Raw genomic sequence first — 18441 nt, 5'->3', positions numbered from 1 at the left:
AGCTTGAACTTAGTGCTCACGCGTATTTCTAAACTCAATATCAGGATAACGCTCTTGCATTAACTGTAAATTCACGCGGCTTGGTGCGAGATAAGTTAAGTGGCCACCCCCATCGACAGACAATTGGTCGTGGGCTTTTTTCTTAAACTCGTTAAATTTTTTCTCATCAGCACAAGACACCCAACGCACAGTATTGATGCTGACAGGCTCATACATACAATCAACCTTATATTCTTCTTTCAGGCGATAGGCGACTACTTCAAACTGCAGCACACCCACAGCACCTACGATTAAATCATTGCTGTTTTGTGGCATAAAGACTTGCGTTGCACCTTCTTCTGAAAGCTCCTTAAGACCTTTTTGCAGCTGTTTGGACTTCAATGGGTCTTTCAAACGCACACGACGAAACATTTCAGGTGCGAAGTGAGGAATACCTGTAAATTGTAGCTTCTCACCCGAAGTGAATGTATCGCCAATTTGAATAGTGCCGTGGTTATGCAAACCAATAATATCGCCTGGCCAAGCTTCTTCTAAATGTTGGCGGTCACCTGCCAAGAAGGTTAAAGCATCACTAATACGCACATCTTTATCAATGCGTACATGTTTCATTTTCATGCCTTTTTCATACTTCCCTGAACAAATTCGCATGAATGCAATACGGTCACGGTGTTTCGGATCCATATTGGCCTGAATCTTAAATACAAAACCACTAAAGCCTTCTTCATCGGCTTCTACAACACGCTCTTGAGTTGGATGTGCTTTTGGTGGCGGCGCATATTCACTAAAAGCATTCAGTACATGATCTACACCGAAGTTACCCAAAGCAGTACCAAATAATACAGGGGTTTGACGACCTGCCAAGAATTCTTCACGGTCTAATGGCTCATTCGCCATTTGTACCAATTCAAGTGACTCTTCAAATGCTGCCCATGCCAATTCACCGACTTTTTCACGTAAGTCTGCATGGTTATAGCCATCACGTACTTCTATCTCGGGAATGATTGAACCGAAGCCTGATTTATACACATAAAATTTTTCTTCGATGAGGTTAAACACCCCTGCGAAATCACGGCCTGTACCCATTGGCCAAGTAATTGGCACGCACTTAATTTTGAGGACATTTTCAATTTCATCCAACAACTCTAGTGGCTCACGAATTTCCCGGTCCATTTTGTTAACAAATGAAATGATAGGTGTGTCACGCATACGACACACGTCCATTAATTTAATGGTACGGTCTTCGACACCTTTCGCACCATCAATCACCATCAGTGCGGAATCTACCGCCGTTAAAGTACGGTAAGTATCTTCAGAGAAGTCTTCATGCCCCGGGGTGTCGAGTAGGTTAATCATTTTGTCTTTATATGGGAATTGCATCACCGAAGTCGTAATGGAAATACCACGTTCTTTTTCCATTTCCATCCAGTCAGATGTAGCACCACGATCAGACTTACGGCTTTTCACCATCCCTGCAACCTGAATAGCCTGTCCCCATAACAGCAGTTTTTCTGTCATGGTGGTTTTACCAGCATCAGGGTGGGAAATAATAGCAAAGGTTCTACGAGCCTTTACCTCTCTAGCTAATTGATCTTTAAACATGAGAAAAATCTACAATATGTACACAGTTATGTACACATTTCTAAATATGTACTAAAACTGAAAAAGTGGGAATTCAAAATTGGCGCAATTGTAGCAGATTTAAACTCGCTATATTCAAGTCTTGTCTATTGAAGAATCTAGATCCTATTACTGAAAGTAAGTTAAACCATTTGTATAATTTTTTCTTTTAAGCGTGTACAAAAATCTAAACACTCATTCCTCATCGACAGATTAAATTCTAAATCACATTCAGTAATTTTAAAGAATACAACATGAAAAGGAATATCCACGCCATGTTGTTTTATATTAGTAGAAATTACTCCATTAGTACTGTCTAAATGAAGTGATGCCCATCTTTTCTCTGATATTGGATATATAAAGCCACATCCTTTGATTTTCGCCTCATTAGCGTATTGACCTATGTAAGTATGGAGCTGAAATAGATCCTCTCGACCTACGCCAAATCTACTATCGAAAGTTTTATATTTAACATCAAATATATAAAGACCTTCAGCACTTTCCAGAACAAGATCTGGCTCTAATTTCCTCATATATCCAGTATTGATACCTGCTGATATTTTATGAATTTGCGCATATTTACTACGCACAATTATTCCTGCTCTTTTTATTAACTTACGAATAAAATATTCAAAAAGCATAGATACATCAAATAGAAATGAGCTCGATGCTTCATCTGAACTAAAATCCGAACTTTTTTGACTTATGATTTTCTTAGATAAATCTATAAGAACGTTGTAATCATTATAAAATGGATTTGTGAAATATTGCGTTCGCAAAATCTCCTGTCTCGTCCTTTTTATCCCTTTATTAGCAATAAGAAATGTATTATAGATATTCCTCGTATGCTGACAAAATGAGTAATGTTCTATAATTTCATAAGCAGCAAGGAAAAGTGAAGCTGAAGGGTTTTCATAGCTATGCTCTCTATAACTACATAAATGTTTTCCTAACATCTTATTGTTAAAATAATCAACAACATCAATCTTCCCACGCACTCGCCCTAACTTCTCATTTTTTGTTATATATGTTTTTGGAAGCCCTAATCGATACGCCCGCTTAAATTTAATGTTCCAAAGATATGCAAGGAGCCATTCATAACCCTCCCCTATATTTTGACCTCCGAAATTCTCCAGTTCAAGAAATCCGTCAGCGTCAGCTATAATAAATCTTAAGAAATTATCCCCGAATCGCGAACTAATCTTTAATGAATAATCTCCCTGCTTAATAAAGCCAATAAGATTTCCTGTGGTAAGAGTAAAGTTAGCTGCATTAATACCACTAACTCTTAATAAAGCGTCATCAGTATTATGCTCATATTCACTATCGTTAAAGAGAACCAAAGCATCAGCACCACGCTCCATTAAGGAATCATTGACATCAGTAGATAACCTATTAATAAAGTGCCAAACTGCTTGGTCGTTATTATAAGGATACGTCCATTGTCCACTAGCCCTTTTATTTAGCTTAACAGGGTTATCTAATCGTCGGTTATACAGTATTCCATCTTGAACTGTATAAATTTGATTGTCGACCAGAGTTCCATTTTTAATGACATTAAAGAGCCACACATTAGACCCCAAAAGATTTACTAAAAGATCTTATTAACTCTGCTTCTTCACCTGTACCACGTAAATATTCTTGCAACAATGGTCTGATACTATCTTCCCAAATCAAAGCTTTCACCTCAGTTAAGCTTAAACTTTTAGGGTATTTCAAATTCATTAAATAAGCATGCCCAATCTGGTAATCATTACCAAGTAAAGCTTGAGCTTTTATATTTTCATTAAGCTCTTCAAGACTACTTGCTAATTCAATCCATTTAGCACAATGCTCTGAAAGGTAGAATTTCAACAACCTTGTATCTGGCTTCACCTCTTGCCAAGAAAATCTACGCCGAAGAGCGAAGTCAAAACTTTCCACACTTCTATCAATCGTATTCATTGTGCCAATTAAATATATATTGGTAGGAATGAAAAATTGATAGGTCTGTCCTAATTCCAGTATGCCTGTTTTCTTCGTATTCAAATTAGCATATTGGGTTTTAACACTGCCCTTAACACCACGATATTCTAAGCAGTACATTAACTCGCCAAAAACACGAGATAATTCCGCACGGTTAATTTCATCAATAATAAAAAAGAATGGAGGGATAGCATTAGAAACTAATTTAGTTTGGTCCTCTACTCTAAAGATATAGTCCCAATATGAATTACTGAGTTGATCTTTATAAGGATGTAAATCAAGGATTTTTATCTCATCCCATTCTTTATCTAGATGCAAATTAAATACATCAATTTCCCATTTACCAGCCTTTAAACAAAACTCTTTAAAAATCCCATTCTGTAATGTTAATTGGGCTTGTCCATTCTCATCTAAAATAGGGCGTAGTCCTTCAATGAAATCCTCATAGCTGAAAGACGGATGGAATTGCACTAACTCAATCTGACCTTGATGAGTAAAATCAGTATCAGGAGCAAACTCCTCTTTCCAAATATCAAACAAAAGTGAAGTTTGCTGACGAGCCTGAAAAGTCTTACCTGTTCCAGGAGCACCGTATTTAATAATTTGTTTTTTTAAACTGAATGGGTTTGACAAATTTTCATAGAGCTCCCAAACAAACTGGCTTAAAAAAAATTCGTCTGTCTCTTGATTCTGCATCTCTTCACTGAATACCTGTTTCAAAATCTCCATCAAAAATTGATTTTTTGAAAACCAATCTTGAGGTTCACTATCTGGATAAATTGGAATAATTTTTTCACGCATTAACCAACTAAAAACTTGGTTAAATTTACCTGAGTCTACCGTTGTAGAAACATCAAGAGTACATGCAGCAACTACCCTATTAACAAGCACTGGATTATTTTTTTCTATATATTCAGACCAATGATCTTGAAATATTTTGTAGCTTCTTTTATTAGGCTCAAGAATTAATTGTTCTAAGGCTGTTAAAAATTCTTTATTTTTAATAACCTTACGGAAGTCGATTTCACTCAAAGTCGACTGCCCACGAGAAGCAATACCATTATTTTTATCATAGAGAAGCTGCTGTAGAAAATTTTCATCCCTCTCTGATAATGTTTCTCCTTGTTTTATGCATTCTCGTTTTTTTTCGACCTGATTATAAAAATTTTTATATGCTTTATTCCATCCCAAAACTTCATGCTTCCTATTCTCAATCAAAAGCTTATAAAGATTTTTTAATCTGATCGACATACCGTATCCTTTTCTAAATTACCTTACTTGGAAATTTTTTTTAAAATATAACCTTGCTCTTGAACAAAGTGGCTCTCACAAATATTCTCTTCAATTAACTGATTTAGCACTTGTTCTGCTTGAGTATGTCCAATTAAAAACTTACGTTGTAAACTCGATACCGAAACGACACCTACTTCCTCTATGAATAATTTGGCACGTTCAAAAAGATCGTCTGATTGCATAATTCCCCCATTCTCAATGAATTAAATTTTTGCTCGTACTAAGATCATGCTGACATTGTCATACGCCTGTTTCGAATCTAATGACGCTTTCATGTCGAGTAACCATGCTCGAAGTTCCATATCTACTTTTAAAGCAGGCCATTCCGTACACTCCATCACATCATGCACACCATCGGTACAAACTAATAAGGCATCATTCTCAGTCAAATATTCTTCTGTTGTTGTAAAATCCATCACTTCATGCAAAGGATCAGCACAAAAGTATTGTAATAATGCACCATAAATACTGGCATAGTTTCCCCCTTCTTTTATCTCGCCATTTTCTCTTAACTGTTCAAGATAATTATGATCTCTCGTCAGGCAGTGCCACTTTTGATCATGCTGGCTAAACAAATATACTCGACTATCCCCAATATGTTGAATTGTCACAAAACCTTGTTCGCCATTATTTTGAATGAGTGCAAGTGTTGAACTGGCTCCAAAACTATTTTTTTGATGTGCTAATTCATCAACAAGATACTGCTGAATGGTAAATGCTTGACAAGTTTCTATCTTTTTATTTTGCATTAAAGCATTTAAAACTGTATAGGCTGCTTGCTCAGCTACTGGACTATTGCTAATCCCATCCGCTACAGCAACACACCACTGTTCTTTTTCAGAATGGCTATATAGTTTAGTGATGAGTCCATCATGTTGAATAACTTTATTTTCAATCAAAATGGCATCTTGTTGATACTTTGACCTCGCCTTCCATGTCAGACCTTGCATTTCAAAAGTACTCATCACATTGATCTCAAACTTAATAGTACTTTTTTTACCAAAACCCGATAACACAATCAAGAAAAATTTTGTATAAGTTACTGATTAATAATGAATTATTTAATTTAAAACTTACTTTACGCTTTTTAATTCTCATTCATGTTTAACTGTTTAAGTAAAAATGTAACTAAATATTTTTTCAAGCTAAATCATGATTTAAGACGATACCTTTGCTTAGGGCTTTTCGGCTTATCTGGAATAGTACGCTCAATCAAATCTGCTTCTATTGCTGGATTCAAATAATTCTTTTGGAATGTTGCCCGATGGTTTAAACCAACCAATTGCATCAACTCAGCCAAAGTGTAGTCTTCTAGCTTCATTGCTGAAATTAAACGCTGAACTTGATCGCTCACTTGTACGTAAGCTTGAGCGGTAACATGACCGCTATCTTGAGCGGTATCAGTTGAACTAAGAATTGCATCTAAAATCATCTGTAAGATGAATTCTATAAATGGGGCTGAGTCTGTTCGGTCAGTGCTAGCTTGCAAAGCCTCATAGTAGGCTTTTTGGTTTTGATAGATCAAACTCTCAACGGGGATATTGGCAAAGATTGGATTCCATCGACTTAAAATCAATGTTTGCCATAGTCTTCCCATTCGACCATTACCATCTGCAAATGGATGAATAAATTCAAACTCATAGTGGAATACTGAGCTTTGAATCAATGGATGTATATCACTGTCATTTAACCAATCGAGTAAATCAAACATCAATCGATTGATTTGATTAGCAGGTGGAGCCATATGCACCACTCGTTCACCAGACATCACACCGATACCACCATGACGATATTGACCGACTTCATCGATCAAACCTGTCATTAAAATTTGATGTGCTTGTAATAGGTCTTTTTCTTGACTCGGTTGCCACTGCTGAAAGGCTTCATAGGCTTTGATAGCGTTACGTACTTCCTGAACTTCTTTCGGAGGTGCAATTACGGTTTTACCATTAAGTATCGCCGTGATTTGTTCTGTACTCAGGGTATTGCCTTCCATCGCAAGCGACCCTTGAATGGTACGGATACGATTGGCTTTACGTAGTTTTAAATTGTCTTTAATTTCCTCTAAAACAGTCAAACGCCCTACATTCTCACTAATCTGAGCAATCAGATGAATGATTTTAGAAGTGATCGTATAAGGCGGTTGGTATTTCATAAGTAATATACCAACTAATTTGAAGATAAACCTAGTTTATCAAAAAATGCCTTGTTTCTTTCTTTTGCTGCCCTAACAAGTTGGTTAAAACTAATTACTTCAATATAAGATTTATAATTAGGGTTATAGCCAAAGTATCCCATGCCATCAGCAGTAGTTGTTAAACTAAAATTTTTACATCGCCTGATCATAGTTGGAGTTAAATCACAAACAATATAACAATATGCTGGAATATGATCATTTCTAGGCATGAGGAAACCATCTTTAGTTTTCACTTGCCCCTCACGAATACGTTCAACATAACCTAAAGCTTGTTCAATTGGATCTTTATCTTCCCCTTCTTTCATATCGTTCCTCATTGGTCTTTTCAGTTCCACAACTGTTATAGATGCTAAAGGAAAATTTGTTTGATCATTTACAAGGATAGGATTATCAAATACTTTTAGGCTCAATAAATCTGGCTCTTTACCAGAGGCACTATCTGAAATAGGCATAGCATTTATAGTTTTGTCTGATGCCAGATAATTATGAAAAGCCAAGCGTTCATCTATCAACCATAGATTACACGAGTCAAGAAATACCTCACTTGAATCCTTCTGCATAGGCATGATCAACTCATGAATCATTTCCTCACGTGCATATTTACCATCATCAAGTAGTCCAATCGTTTTCTGTAACAAATCAATAATTACTCTACGATGAGTAACGTAATTTGCTAGATCTGATTGTTTTAGATCTTTAGCCTTTTTCAGATAATGACTGACCCGCTTTTTATATTCTTCGACATGATCCTCTTTTCGAGGTTGCATTATATCATGACCTTCTTTAACTAACTGCTGCTCCACCTCATACCACTGCGCATGTAAATACAACTCTAAATCCTTATCAGATTTATCAGGATCAACAATTAATAATTCATTATCCACGTAACCAACAATTGGACGATAACGAGGTGCATGATTATTGATAAAGTCGTCTACACGTTTTTTACCTGCTTCAATATTTTTAGAAAGTATATCTTTCAAATATTCTTTAGTTCGTTTAAGGACTTCTTCCCTAATACTTCTGAGCGTAATCTCTTCAAATAGATCACCTACATCTTCGGCAATATCAAAAGAAGTTCGTTCACTTCTCACCCGATCATTTAAATATTCTGATGAAACATAACATGTATAGATAAAATCACCTGCTTCATCCGAAATTTTCGCATAAAGACCAGGGATTTTCCCTTGTATTGAATCCTCTTTTACCAATCGATTCGCTGCACAAAGCGCAATCTGATGCTTCTTGTTTACAGATAAACGAAATTTAATATGTGTTAAGTCAAAAGAATGATTAAAAATATTAATTGTTTCATGGACTGCACTTGAATGCATATGCTTTTGTAGCAGATCATCTAAATCAAAACTATCAAGTCCGTCAATAACAGTAATATTTGGTGCACCACCTTGGCGTACAAAATACCAAAGAACGTGTTCTAAAAGTTGATTAGCAATAGAGAGACCTTTTGTTGATAATTTTTCTCTATAACTTTTTTCAAAGCCAATCAGCCTAATAGTGGTTCCTGAATCTTTTACGTCACTATTAACTAACTGTTCCTTATGGACAGCCAATGTATCATTAAAATTAAACGTCCTTTTATTGAGGCAACCTTCAACACTTGCAAAATGACTTTCAATTTCAACTCTATCAAAAACCTTCAACCACATCAGTCGCCCTACACCGCGACAGCCTTTTTCAATTTTATGTTCAGAATCAAGTATTTTAAATGATCTAAAATTCTCATCGTTAAATCCACAACCATTATCAATAATTGTAAAACCAACGATTGGAGGTAACTCTTTAGATTCCAAATCCAGAGCAGATTGCTTATCTCTATCAATTTGAAGAATAATTTTTCCAGTATTCCCTTCCCCTTTTTCCTCAATAGATTGTATAGAATTAACAACAGCTTCAAAAACAGGCATTAAACCATGGGTTTTAGGTAGGATCGTATTTCGAAGACGCCCCTTCAAGTTTGTTTGTAAGCTCACAATTCTCTCCCAACCCCAAAAAACCCAAATAATCCATCTACTTAGCATATAGAATTTATGCTTAAGAGAAAACCGCTTAAGCATTTCAATTTATACATTTACTTTAAAACGCAAATAGTCATCCAATCTTTTGTTTTCAGTAACTTCATTATGTGGAATCAATAAATAATGCCAAGGTTTAGTCGACACTGTCGAGGCATTTTTGCACCACTCACTTCCAGCTTGAGCCTTGATGATCACTTCTTCCGAAGTCATTTCATTTTCTGCTTTTGTTTCAGCAAGTAAATAATACTTTTCCGTCTCAACTACAAAATCTGGAATATATTCAGGCTGTGCTCCTTGAAAATTATAATAAATTTGGAATTGTCCTTTAGCAGGCTTAAACCATTTATTACTATCTCTTTCCAAAATAATTGCAAAACGTCTTTCTGTATCTGAATCAAACTTTTGAAAGACCATAAGACATTTTGAAAAACCTGTAAAAAGCAATTTTTTAATTGGTATTCCTTTAGCAGGCGTTACACGTATAGACTGAGGAGGAATTTCTTTCGCTGCTGTAAAACTTGGCTGTTTTAGCTCAACAAAACTACGGTTAATTACCACATTATAATCTGATGCCTTTTCCCAATGATGATCCTGCATTTGACCATGAATATTATTAGCTATCGTTTGATAATTTTGTTCAACAACCTGCATTACCTCGTCATCAGTTAAGTAGGTTTTGAAATAATCTACCATTTGATTCGACAAGTTATATAACAAATTAGCCTGAGTAAAATAATCAATATCATCAAAATCGATCAATGCATAAACAATACGGTCTTGAGGACTCTTTTCATTTAAGGCTTCATCCGCCTTAATACTGAAAATTTGGTTGTTACTTAAGTTTTGACCAATTAATTCGCGCTCTTGTGGCTGTAAATGCAATCCTTGAACATCAAGATCAAATGAATGATATCCAGTTGTTACATCATCTGAAGGTGTTACTGAAATACGTGGAATATCAATCGTATTTTGAATATGTACTTCTGTAACCTGCTGAACAATTTTTAGTACTTCTTCTTCGGATGGAAGTTTTTTGTTACTTTGCTCATCACCAAAATTTAACTCTTGCACCATGCTTGAGGCATTTTCCTGAATCGCCTTGAGTACATTTGCTGTCATTTGTACTTGAACTTCATGACGAGTTAAATCTTCACTATGTTTTACTATTTCAGTATTTTTAGCCTGTGCTTGAATCTCTTTCTTTACTTGCTGAATTGTCTGAATCACTGTTGAGTTTGTTAAATCCAAATCTACTTGTAGCTTTGTTTCTTCAACCTTTTCATCTTTCGACTCAACCTGATCTTCGATAGTAACAGTTTCTTGAGTATCAGTTAGCTGACTATGTCCCGTACCTAACAGCACATCTAAACGAGATGCACTTGTTACACTGATCACTTCTTGCTCTTCATTTTCAGGTTCAAGAATATAAGTCTTTAATTTAAGAATAGAATCTTCTCGATTCGCCTCATCTACAATATCTTGGAATCGATCATGAGCAACAATACTCAGGCGATCCACTTCCTCTACCCCTGTACGCTTTCCATAAGGCAAACGCAAACCACGCCCAATAGACTGCTCCACCAAAGTACGAGCATTTGCAGCACGTAAAGGGATGATCGTATAAAGGTTTGTTACGTCCCAACCCTCTTTTAGCATGTTGACATGAATGACGATTTCTGTTGGTTCATTTGGATCTTCGACTGACAGTAGCCGTTGTGTGATCTCTTCCTCTTTTGTACTACTATCAACCTGAATTACTTTATCTTTGTATTGACCTTTGAAAAATTCATCAGATTCAATACGCTCTTTTAATTGAGCTGCATGTGTCGTGTCACGTGCAATAATGAGGACAAAAGGTTTAACTTTTGACTGACCTGTATTTTGCGCATAGTTAATTAAATGCACCTTAGTCATTTCATGTAAGCGAATACCGTCTTTAAGCTTGATCTCTTCTATCTGTTCTGTGCTTAAACCTTTAGGATCAAAATTACGCTGAGTCACTACGGCAGGTTCTTTCACAAAGCCATCTTCCATTGCTCGCGCTAATGGATAATCCATCACTACATTTTTAAATGCAACTGGACCTCTATTGGTTTCAACAAACGGGGTAGCTGTTACTTCCAAGCCCATCAATGGATTAAGCTCATTAATCGCTTTAATCCCTGCACTTGCACGATAACGATGTGACTCATCCATTAAAAGTACTAAGTCATCTAAACCAGCTAAATGATTAAAATAGCTTTCCCCTAATACCTCACGCATACGCTTAATTCGGGGTTCTTTACCTCCACGAACTTCGCTATTAATTTTTGAGATGTTAAATACATTAATACGGATTTGCCCTAATAAACTTGCAGTTGCAGTATCACGACTATCGTAGTTATCACCTGTGATAATCATAGGTGATTGGAAGTTAAACTGAGCTAAATTTGCAAAAACATACTTAGGCGTATTCGGAGTAAAGTCTGTAATTAATTTTTCATAAATCGTTAAGTTTGGTGCCAAAACGAAGAAATTATTAATCCCATAAGCCAAATGCAAATAAGCAATAAAAGCACCCATCAGGCGTGTTTTACCTACACCTGTTGCCAAACTAAAACAGATACTCGGAAAGTCTCTTTCAAAGTCAGCTAATGTTGGAAATACTGTTTGTAACTTTGCTAATGTTTGCTCATTAACTTCAGTATCTCGTCCTCGCTTTGTCAGTAATTCTTTGGCATTTTGAATTGCTAGATCGAGTTTCTCTAAGCTTTCTGCTTGAGGTGCACGTAAAGACAAGCGTGCTTTCAAATCTTTAACAACTTGGGCAACAGGGTTTCGTTGTGAATGTTGAATTGATGCTGTCATGTTTGATCCCCAAATAAGTCACCCGTTACCTGACCTTGTTCTTGCGTATTTTTAACTTTCTTCACTTTTGGCTTTTCTTCAATATCAGGTTCTGACATCGGCAGATTTTGAACATTTAAACTGTAATCATCATGTCCCCACTCACATGCCTTAATGATACTGTTTGGAATTTTCTTTAAAGTCAGATTGATAAAACGATCAATATTATTTGAACGCCATGCACTAGCAATAATCAGCAAAGTACGCCCTTCACCTACCTCCTCAGAAATTGCTTGTAACTGTTGATCTGTCAGTGTCTGTGTCGTGACATAAATAAAATCAGTTTCACTGCCTTTACCGTGATTCCAGTACTCAGTTTCTGATGGCGTATAGGTATAGCCTTCTAGTTTACACATTGCTTCAACTAGCATTTCCTGATTGTATTCAGGATTAATAACCCAGTTATCCCATTGGTCTTTTTTCATCAGACTTGGAGCGAGTTTGTAATAACGGAAACCACCACCACCTTGCCAAGTATGCTTTTTACTAATACCTGTTTGATCTTCGTTATTAATTATGCTGGTCAGTCGAGGAACAATATGTGTGTGACACTGTTCACCCATTTCTACCATAATCCATCTACGACCCATCTTATGGGCAACAGCACCTGTTGTACCAGACCCACCAAATGAGTCTAGAATTAAGTCACCCTTTTCTGAAAAATGACTCAATATTATTTCTAAAAGCGCTTCTGGTTTTTTGCCAGATCTAAAATCAACTCCACCTTCTAATCGACAATTTCCAAAACTACCAGCTAAATCATAAAAGTTTTCTATCGGTTTTGTACCACCGTCTTCTGTATCTAATTTATTTAATGGCACACCTTGATAATATTTCCCCTTGGTTGCCGTGGCTCTCGCAGGACCAGAGAAATATCTATAACCAAGGCCATCATCTCCAATGTTTTCGACCTTATAGAGACAACCTAATCCATCACTATCCGAACGTCCTGTTAAATAGTCTCTAAAAAAACGGCCTGAAGAATTACCATCAAGAATTGACCCTGTTGCCCAAATCTCTTTCAATCCTTTAGCACATCCTTCTATCTTATTTATTTTCCACTCATCTTTTTGAAAAATTCGAACTTTTTTACCTCCAAGAATTATTTCACTGCCCGCTCCTAATTCCATAATTTGGTAATTAAACTTCTCAAACGACATTTCTTTTTTATTTAATATTGGTCTTGCGCCAAAATCTTTTCTATAAACATGGATATATTCAACTTGTTTATGGAAATCCATATCCTGCTTTAGTGTCTTCTCAGCGTATCTAACCTGCACATAAATAGTAGTTAAGTAATTTGAACGACCAAACACTTCATCCATCAACACTTTGAGATAATGTCCTTCTGAATCATCTATATGACAACAAATAAAACCATCTGAGCGTAATAGATTTCTTAAAACCTCTAATCTATCGCGCATTAAGCCTAACCAAATAGAGTGCTCTAGACCGTCATCATAGTGTTCAAATGCACTACCAGTATTATAAGGTGGATCTATATAAATACATTTTACTTTGCCTGCATATTCTTGTTCTAATGCTTTAAGTGCAAGCAAATTATCCCCAAAAATCAATTTATTATCAAAGATATCATTTTCTGAAAGTTTATTTTGTGCATGATAAGACTTAGACGGATCTTCAAGTAAAATTCGTGGTTCTAGGCGTGGTCGTTTGTCTTTCCCAATCCAAGTCAGTTCAAGTTTTGTTTTAGACATTTACACACCTTCTGAAGCAGTTTGAGTAGCTACCAATGCAACCATCATTGAGCCCTTAATTTTACGACAATCACTGAGATTAGTAAAAATACTCGATGCTTGTTTGTTCCAAGTTTCAGCATTAATCACTTGTACTAATTTCTCTGCAATAACATCAATATGTTGAGAAATAATAGTTTTCTCATCAGTAGATAAGAAAGGTGTAGCTAAATTAAGCTGTGACTTAGTTTTGATATACACAAGGTGTAAAATCATAAATACACCTTCTTCCAATATTGATTTAGATGATAACTCTTGATTAGCAACAAGATTTGGTTCAGTTGGAGCCCTATCTTTTACAGCTTTCAATGTAATTCGCCCAACTTGCCCTAACTTCCATAATTCACTCGAGCTCAAGCTATCATGGAATAATTCCTCATAAGCATTTTTTAATGGGTCTTCTTCTCGTCTACGTTTTTTTGATAACGGACTTTTCAATAACTTATCAACACTACTATTTGCAGCAACAATAAAGTTTGGGAAATTTCCTCCCGTATAGAAACACGCTAAATAACGAGCTACTTCTTTTAAAGTTAAAACTGTATCTGTTGATGCAACGTTTCCTGACGAGCTCTTAATAATGTAATTCAACCCTGAAATATTCAGAATTTCCGACCACCTTTGTTGCTTCTCATCCAGTGATGAAAAATCCTTTAAATCTACATTGTTCTGTAAATTACGATACTCCGTAATTTTTTGGGAGACAGAAGAGTTTAAATCGTCTAATTTAATAAATGTAGCTAAGACTTTTATATTTTTGCCTTGATAGTAAGACTCTTGCTTTGACGCTATTGTACCAACAGTTTGAGCACCATTAATTACAGAAAGCCCTTTAACATCAAACCTTCCTTCAGCCCTATTTCTACTAATTGGTGGTTTTTCTCTAATGTCAGTACATAAAAAAGTTATACCATTATTAAAATAAAAGAAATTATGTATATCATTTGATAGTGTATGCTCAATTTCTTTATTTACTTTTGTTGATCCCTTATACACACGAATGTTTCGATCAACTAATTGCTCCCCATATCTACGACCTAATGCACATAAATCTTTCGCATCCATAACTCCATAATAAGCAATATAGGGTTGTGTCTTTTTTCCAAAATTTTCTAACGTAATATTTTGTTCGTTAATTTCAGCTTGATTTCTCTGCTGCAAAAACAAATTGATCATTTTTTGCAGTCCAAAATCATGGAATTTTATATATTCAGGGCGGCTATCATCGTTGTAATCCTTTTCAATATCTGCAAACTGTCTCGTTCTATCTTCGTGTAACACATTCCCTGTATGCACTAGCACACCTTTAACTTGCACGTTCGACTGATCTAAAGCATGTTCAATTTGGCTTCTTAATTCTGCTGAAATAGTACCAAAGCGATCAAACTTCATACTAAGCAAATCAATCACACCATTTTTTGTAAATTTAGTGACATCACCTAAATCTGGTTCTTGATTACCATTTTTTATATATTTCGATTGTAACAACCAAATTGTGTTATCTGAATCGACATGTATTGCATCTATACCATTATCTTCACGACCATCTACTATGCTCACGGCTGCTTGATGAATATCAACATCAGCATATGCATGTAAAAAATATGCACATAGTGCTTTAGTAAAAAAATTACTTTTTATAGCATCTGGGGAAGAACCTTCACCACTAATTATTCCTTGAAACTTTAATTCCAATTCGTGACACAACAATTCAAGTTCATGTGGCTGGCTCATCTAAACAATTTCCCATTTAATTTCAAACAACTTCTTCACTTGAACTTGCTGTTCAAGCTGTCCCTCTAATTGACCAATCAACTCATTACGCTGCATATCAATTTCATCTTGGCGGTCAAACAATTCTCGACGTAACTTTGTACGTTTCATCTCTAATTCACGCTGTGTCTTTTGCCAATTCAACTTATCTTGTAATGAAGCTGCTATTGTCGCGGATTTTCTGGCTTCTTTAATCGCTTTATCAATTTCCTTAATCTCAACTTCAAGACCATTTTTTAAATCATCTGCCCAGCCATCAAGCTTGATAATTTCCTGATCAAAAAAGCTAAGGTTTCGGATATTCACATCTTCAAGAATTCTATTTTTACGATTTTCTTGCTCTAAACAAATCTGTTCAGGTAAGACAATTTGAGTAAGATCAGCTTGAAATTTAATTGGTAATTTTAATAATTTCTCGGGATCATCATCAGCTAAGATTTGACCTGAATCGGTCATAGCACTGAGTACAAGATGTTGCTCCATACGGCCAAGGCTAGATACCTCTAATAGCTCAGCTATGAGAGTTCCAGATTCACCAATGAAAGGTTTTAAGCTCGATACCTGCAAACCATATGCATTATAATCAAATATGAGTTTTTCAGGCTTTAAAGCCAATGACTTATATCGATCCAATAAACCTTGAACAAAAGGATGATTTAAACGTATGACATGTTCATGTGTATTTGTTTTTGCTAAATCATAACGACCCGCATTAAATGAAGTTCCATCAATTGTGATTTCGTCATGTAACTGGAAACCATTTTCATCAAATACGACATTTGCCTTATGACTACCAAATTCATCATTGAGCAATGCCAATAAATATTGCTCATAAGTCTGTCGAATCTGAATAGCATCCGACTTAATACGATAAAGAACATTTTCATCAAAATGATTCATCAGTAAATTACGAGTATTCAGCATTGCTTCATTAATTTCAGCAGAAAGCTCATTCTGTAAACTTTCAAAACTTTGTGCTATTTCTTCAGGATCACGACATTCTTGGTAAATTTCTGCAATTCTTTTTTCAAAGTCCACCCCTGATCCTATCGTTCCTAGAATTTCATCACTAGCACCAAATACCCCATCAAAAAGCTGGAACTTTTCAGAGAGTAAATCATAAACACGAGAATCGGCTTCATTACTACGATCAACAAAATTTACAACGACAACATCATGCTTTTGACCATAACGATGACAACGTCCAATACGTTGCTCAATACGCTGTGGATTCCATGGCAAATCATAGTTAATAATCAAAGAACAAAACTGTAAGTTAATCCCTTCCGCACCTGCCTCCGTCGCAATCATGACAGAACCTTGCTCTTTAAAGTAATCAACTAATGCTGCACGTGTATCTGCTGACTTCGCACCTGTAACACGATCCGTCCCTTTATATCGCTCAATCCATTCCTTATAGATTTTCTTCGCTTTATCATCATTATTGGTGCCGTTAAATAAAACTAAGCCATCAAAATAAGATGTACCTTTCAGCAATTCTGTCAGATATTCTTGAGTCCGTTTCGATTCAGTAAAAATAATTGCTTTTCTTTCTGCACCTAACTCTTGCAAAGCCTCAAATGCTGTCTCTAATGCTGTAAGTAGAGCTTGCCCTTTGGACTGCTGTTTGATATTTACGGCTAAAGATTGAAACTCTTTTAGCTCAGCAATTTCTAACTCAATGGCTTGCTTTTCTTGAGCAGATAAAATTTCATCTTCTTCAAGAAGCTCTTCGTAGTCATCTCCAGACTCTGTCAAAGCTTCATAGTCATCATCCAATTCATCCAAAATATTAGAATCTTGATCAAGCAATTTTTTTTCTAGACGAGTAGTCATTGTAGCTAAAGCACCTGCAATCGCTTGAGTTGATGAAGCGAGTAACTTCCACAACACAAGAGAAATCAACTGTCTTTGTCCGACTGGTAATGCTTGCAAATTAGGACGACGTAAATAGTCAGCAACCAAGTCTCTTAATTGTTGTTCTTCTTTAGATGGCGTAAAGTCCTGAACAATAGCACGTCGTGCTGTATACGAAACAAAAGGCTGCACTTGTTGTCTTAAAGTTCGTTTACATACCGTTGATAATCTTGCTCGAAGCTGAGGGAGTGTGACTTCCTTATCACCAGTAATAAATTGACTTTTAAAGCTTTCTAAATCTCCAAAGACTCGCTCATCTAAAATACTCACCAAGCCATAGAGTTCTAATAAAGAATTTTGTAATGGGGTTGCAGTTAATAATACTTTGTTGTGAACATGCGCTAGAGATTGTTTGATCACATTTGCTGTTATATTTTGTTTTTTATAAACATTTCTCAAGCGATGTGCTTCATCTATTACAACCAAATCCCAAGCAATGTTCTTTATGTCATTTGCTTTGGATTTCGCAAACTGATAAGAACAGATAATAATTTCATCTTGAATAAAAGGCTTTGTGTTACCTTTTTTTTTAAGTTGATTGTAAATCTTCGCTTCAAAAATAACAGCCTTCAAGCCAAACTTGTCATAAAGCTCCTGATACCACTGCTTTCTAAGATTGGCAGGCGTAATGATTAAAATACGTTTTTTTCTCTCAGCCCAAGTTTGGGCAATCACTAGACCTGCTTCAATCGTCTTACCTAAACCCACCTCATCTGCAAGTAACACCCCCTGAGATAATGGATTTTTAAAAGCAAATAAAGCTGCATCCACTTGATGTGGATTCAAATCAACTTGTGAATCAATCAACGTTGAAGCAAGTGAATCAATAGTGTTATCAGCAGATTTTTTCGTAAGCAACCACGATAAGTATTGTTTTTGTTGACTCGATAGCATCACTGACATAAATAAATGTTTTATAAATATAAGATGCCAAATATCATAACATTAAAAAAGTTTTTCCTTTCAAACTTATCCACTTGATAAAATACAAAAAAATAAG

At 35.7% G+C, this 18441-nt stretch carries 11 protein-coding genes; all 11 read right to left on the bottom strand.

Going from position 1 to position 18441, the window contains the following annotated elements; genetic code table 11:
• Nucleotides 1-9: 9 nt before the first annotated feature.
• Nucleotides 10-1599: a peptide chain release factor 3 gene (locus L6C30_RS02140; protein ID WP_019838410.1), complete on the bottom strand. Its 1590-nt coding sequence runs from the start codon at nt 1597-1599 to the stop codon at nt 10-12.
• Between the two features lie 161 nt (nt 1600-1760).
• Nucleotides 1761-3188 (bottom strand): hypothetical protein, encoded by a 1428-nt coding sequence (locus L6C30_RS02135; protein WP_004890055.1) that lies wholly within the window; start codon nt 3186-3188, stop codon nt 1761-1763.
• A gap of 1 nt (nt 3189) precedes the next feature.
• Nucleotides 3190-4833 carry an McrB family protein gene (locus L6C30_RS02130; protein WP_236162799.1) on the bottom strand — a complete coding sequence of 548 codons (1644 nt, stop codon included), beginning with the start codon at nt 4831-4833 and terminating at the stop codon, nt 3190-3192.
• A 23-nt stretch (nt 4834-4856) separates the two neighbouring features.
• Nucleotides 4857-5057 (bottom strand): DNA translocase FtsK, encoded by a 201-nt coding sequence (locus L6C30_RS02125; protein WP_004842512.1) that lies wholly within the window; start codon nt 5055-5057, stop codon nt 4857-4859.
• A gap of 21 nt (nt 5058-5078) precedes the next feature.
• Nucleotides 5079-5840 carry a PP2C family serine/threonine-protein phosphatase gene (locus tag L6C30_RS02120; RefSeq protein WP_236162798.1) on the bottom strand — a complete coding sequence of 254 codons (762 nt, stop codon included), beginning with the start codon at nt 5838-5840 and terminating at the stop codon, nt 5079-5081.
• 185 nt (nt 5841-6025) lie between these two features.
• Nucleotides 6026-7030, bottom strand: coding sequence for a Fic family protein (locus tag L6C30_RS02115; protein WP_236162797.1), 1005 nt, complete (start codon nt 7028-7030; stop codon nt 6026-6028).
• Between the two features lie 14 nt (nt 7031-7044).
• Nucleotides 7045-9063, bottom strand: a complete 2019-nt coding sequence (locus tag L6C30_RS02110; protein ID WP_004842519.1) for a hypothetical protein — start codon at nt 9061-9063, stop codon at nt 7045-7047.
• Between the two features lie 90 nt (nt 9064-9153).
• Nucleotides 9154-11955 (bottom strand): DEAD/DEAH box helicase, encoded by a 2802-nt coding sequence (locus tag L6C30_RS02105; RefSeq protein ID WP_236162796.1) that lies wholly within the window; start codon nt 11953-11955, stop codon nt 9154-9156.
• A complete protein-coding gene (locus tag L6C30_RS02100; RefSeq protein WP_236162795.1) occupies nt 11952-13712 on the bottom strand; it encodes a site-specific DNA-methyltransferase in 1761 nt (586 codons plus the stop codon). Before L6C30_RS02100 ends, L6C30_RS02105 begins: the two co-directional genes overlap by 4 nt.
• Nucleotides 13713-15485 carry an AIPR family protein gene (locus L6C30_RS02095; RefSeq protein WP_236162794.1) on the bottom strand — a complete coding sequence of 591 codons (1773 nt, stop codon included), beginning with the start codon at nt 15483-15485 and terminating at the stop codon, nt 13713-13715.
• Nucleotides 15486-18344 (bottom strand): SNF2-related protein, encoded by a 2859-nt coding sequence (locus L6C30_RS02090; RefSeq protein WP_236162793.1) that lies wholly within the window; start codon nt 18342-18344, stop codon nt 15486-15488. It lies immediately after the preceding gene.
• Between the last annotated feature and the right edge of the window lie 97 nt (nt 18345-18441).

Origin of the sequence: Acinetobacter sp. KAM396, from assembly GCF_021602765.1 — a bacterium.
Lineage (GTDB): Bacteria > Pseudomonadota > Gammaproteobacteria > Pseudomonadales > Moraxellaceae > Acinetobacter > Acinetobacter towneri_A.
The sequence above is the reverse complement of the archived record's forward strand: the minus strand, read 5'-3'. Positions and strand labels throughout refer to the sequence as shown.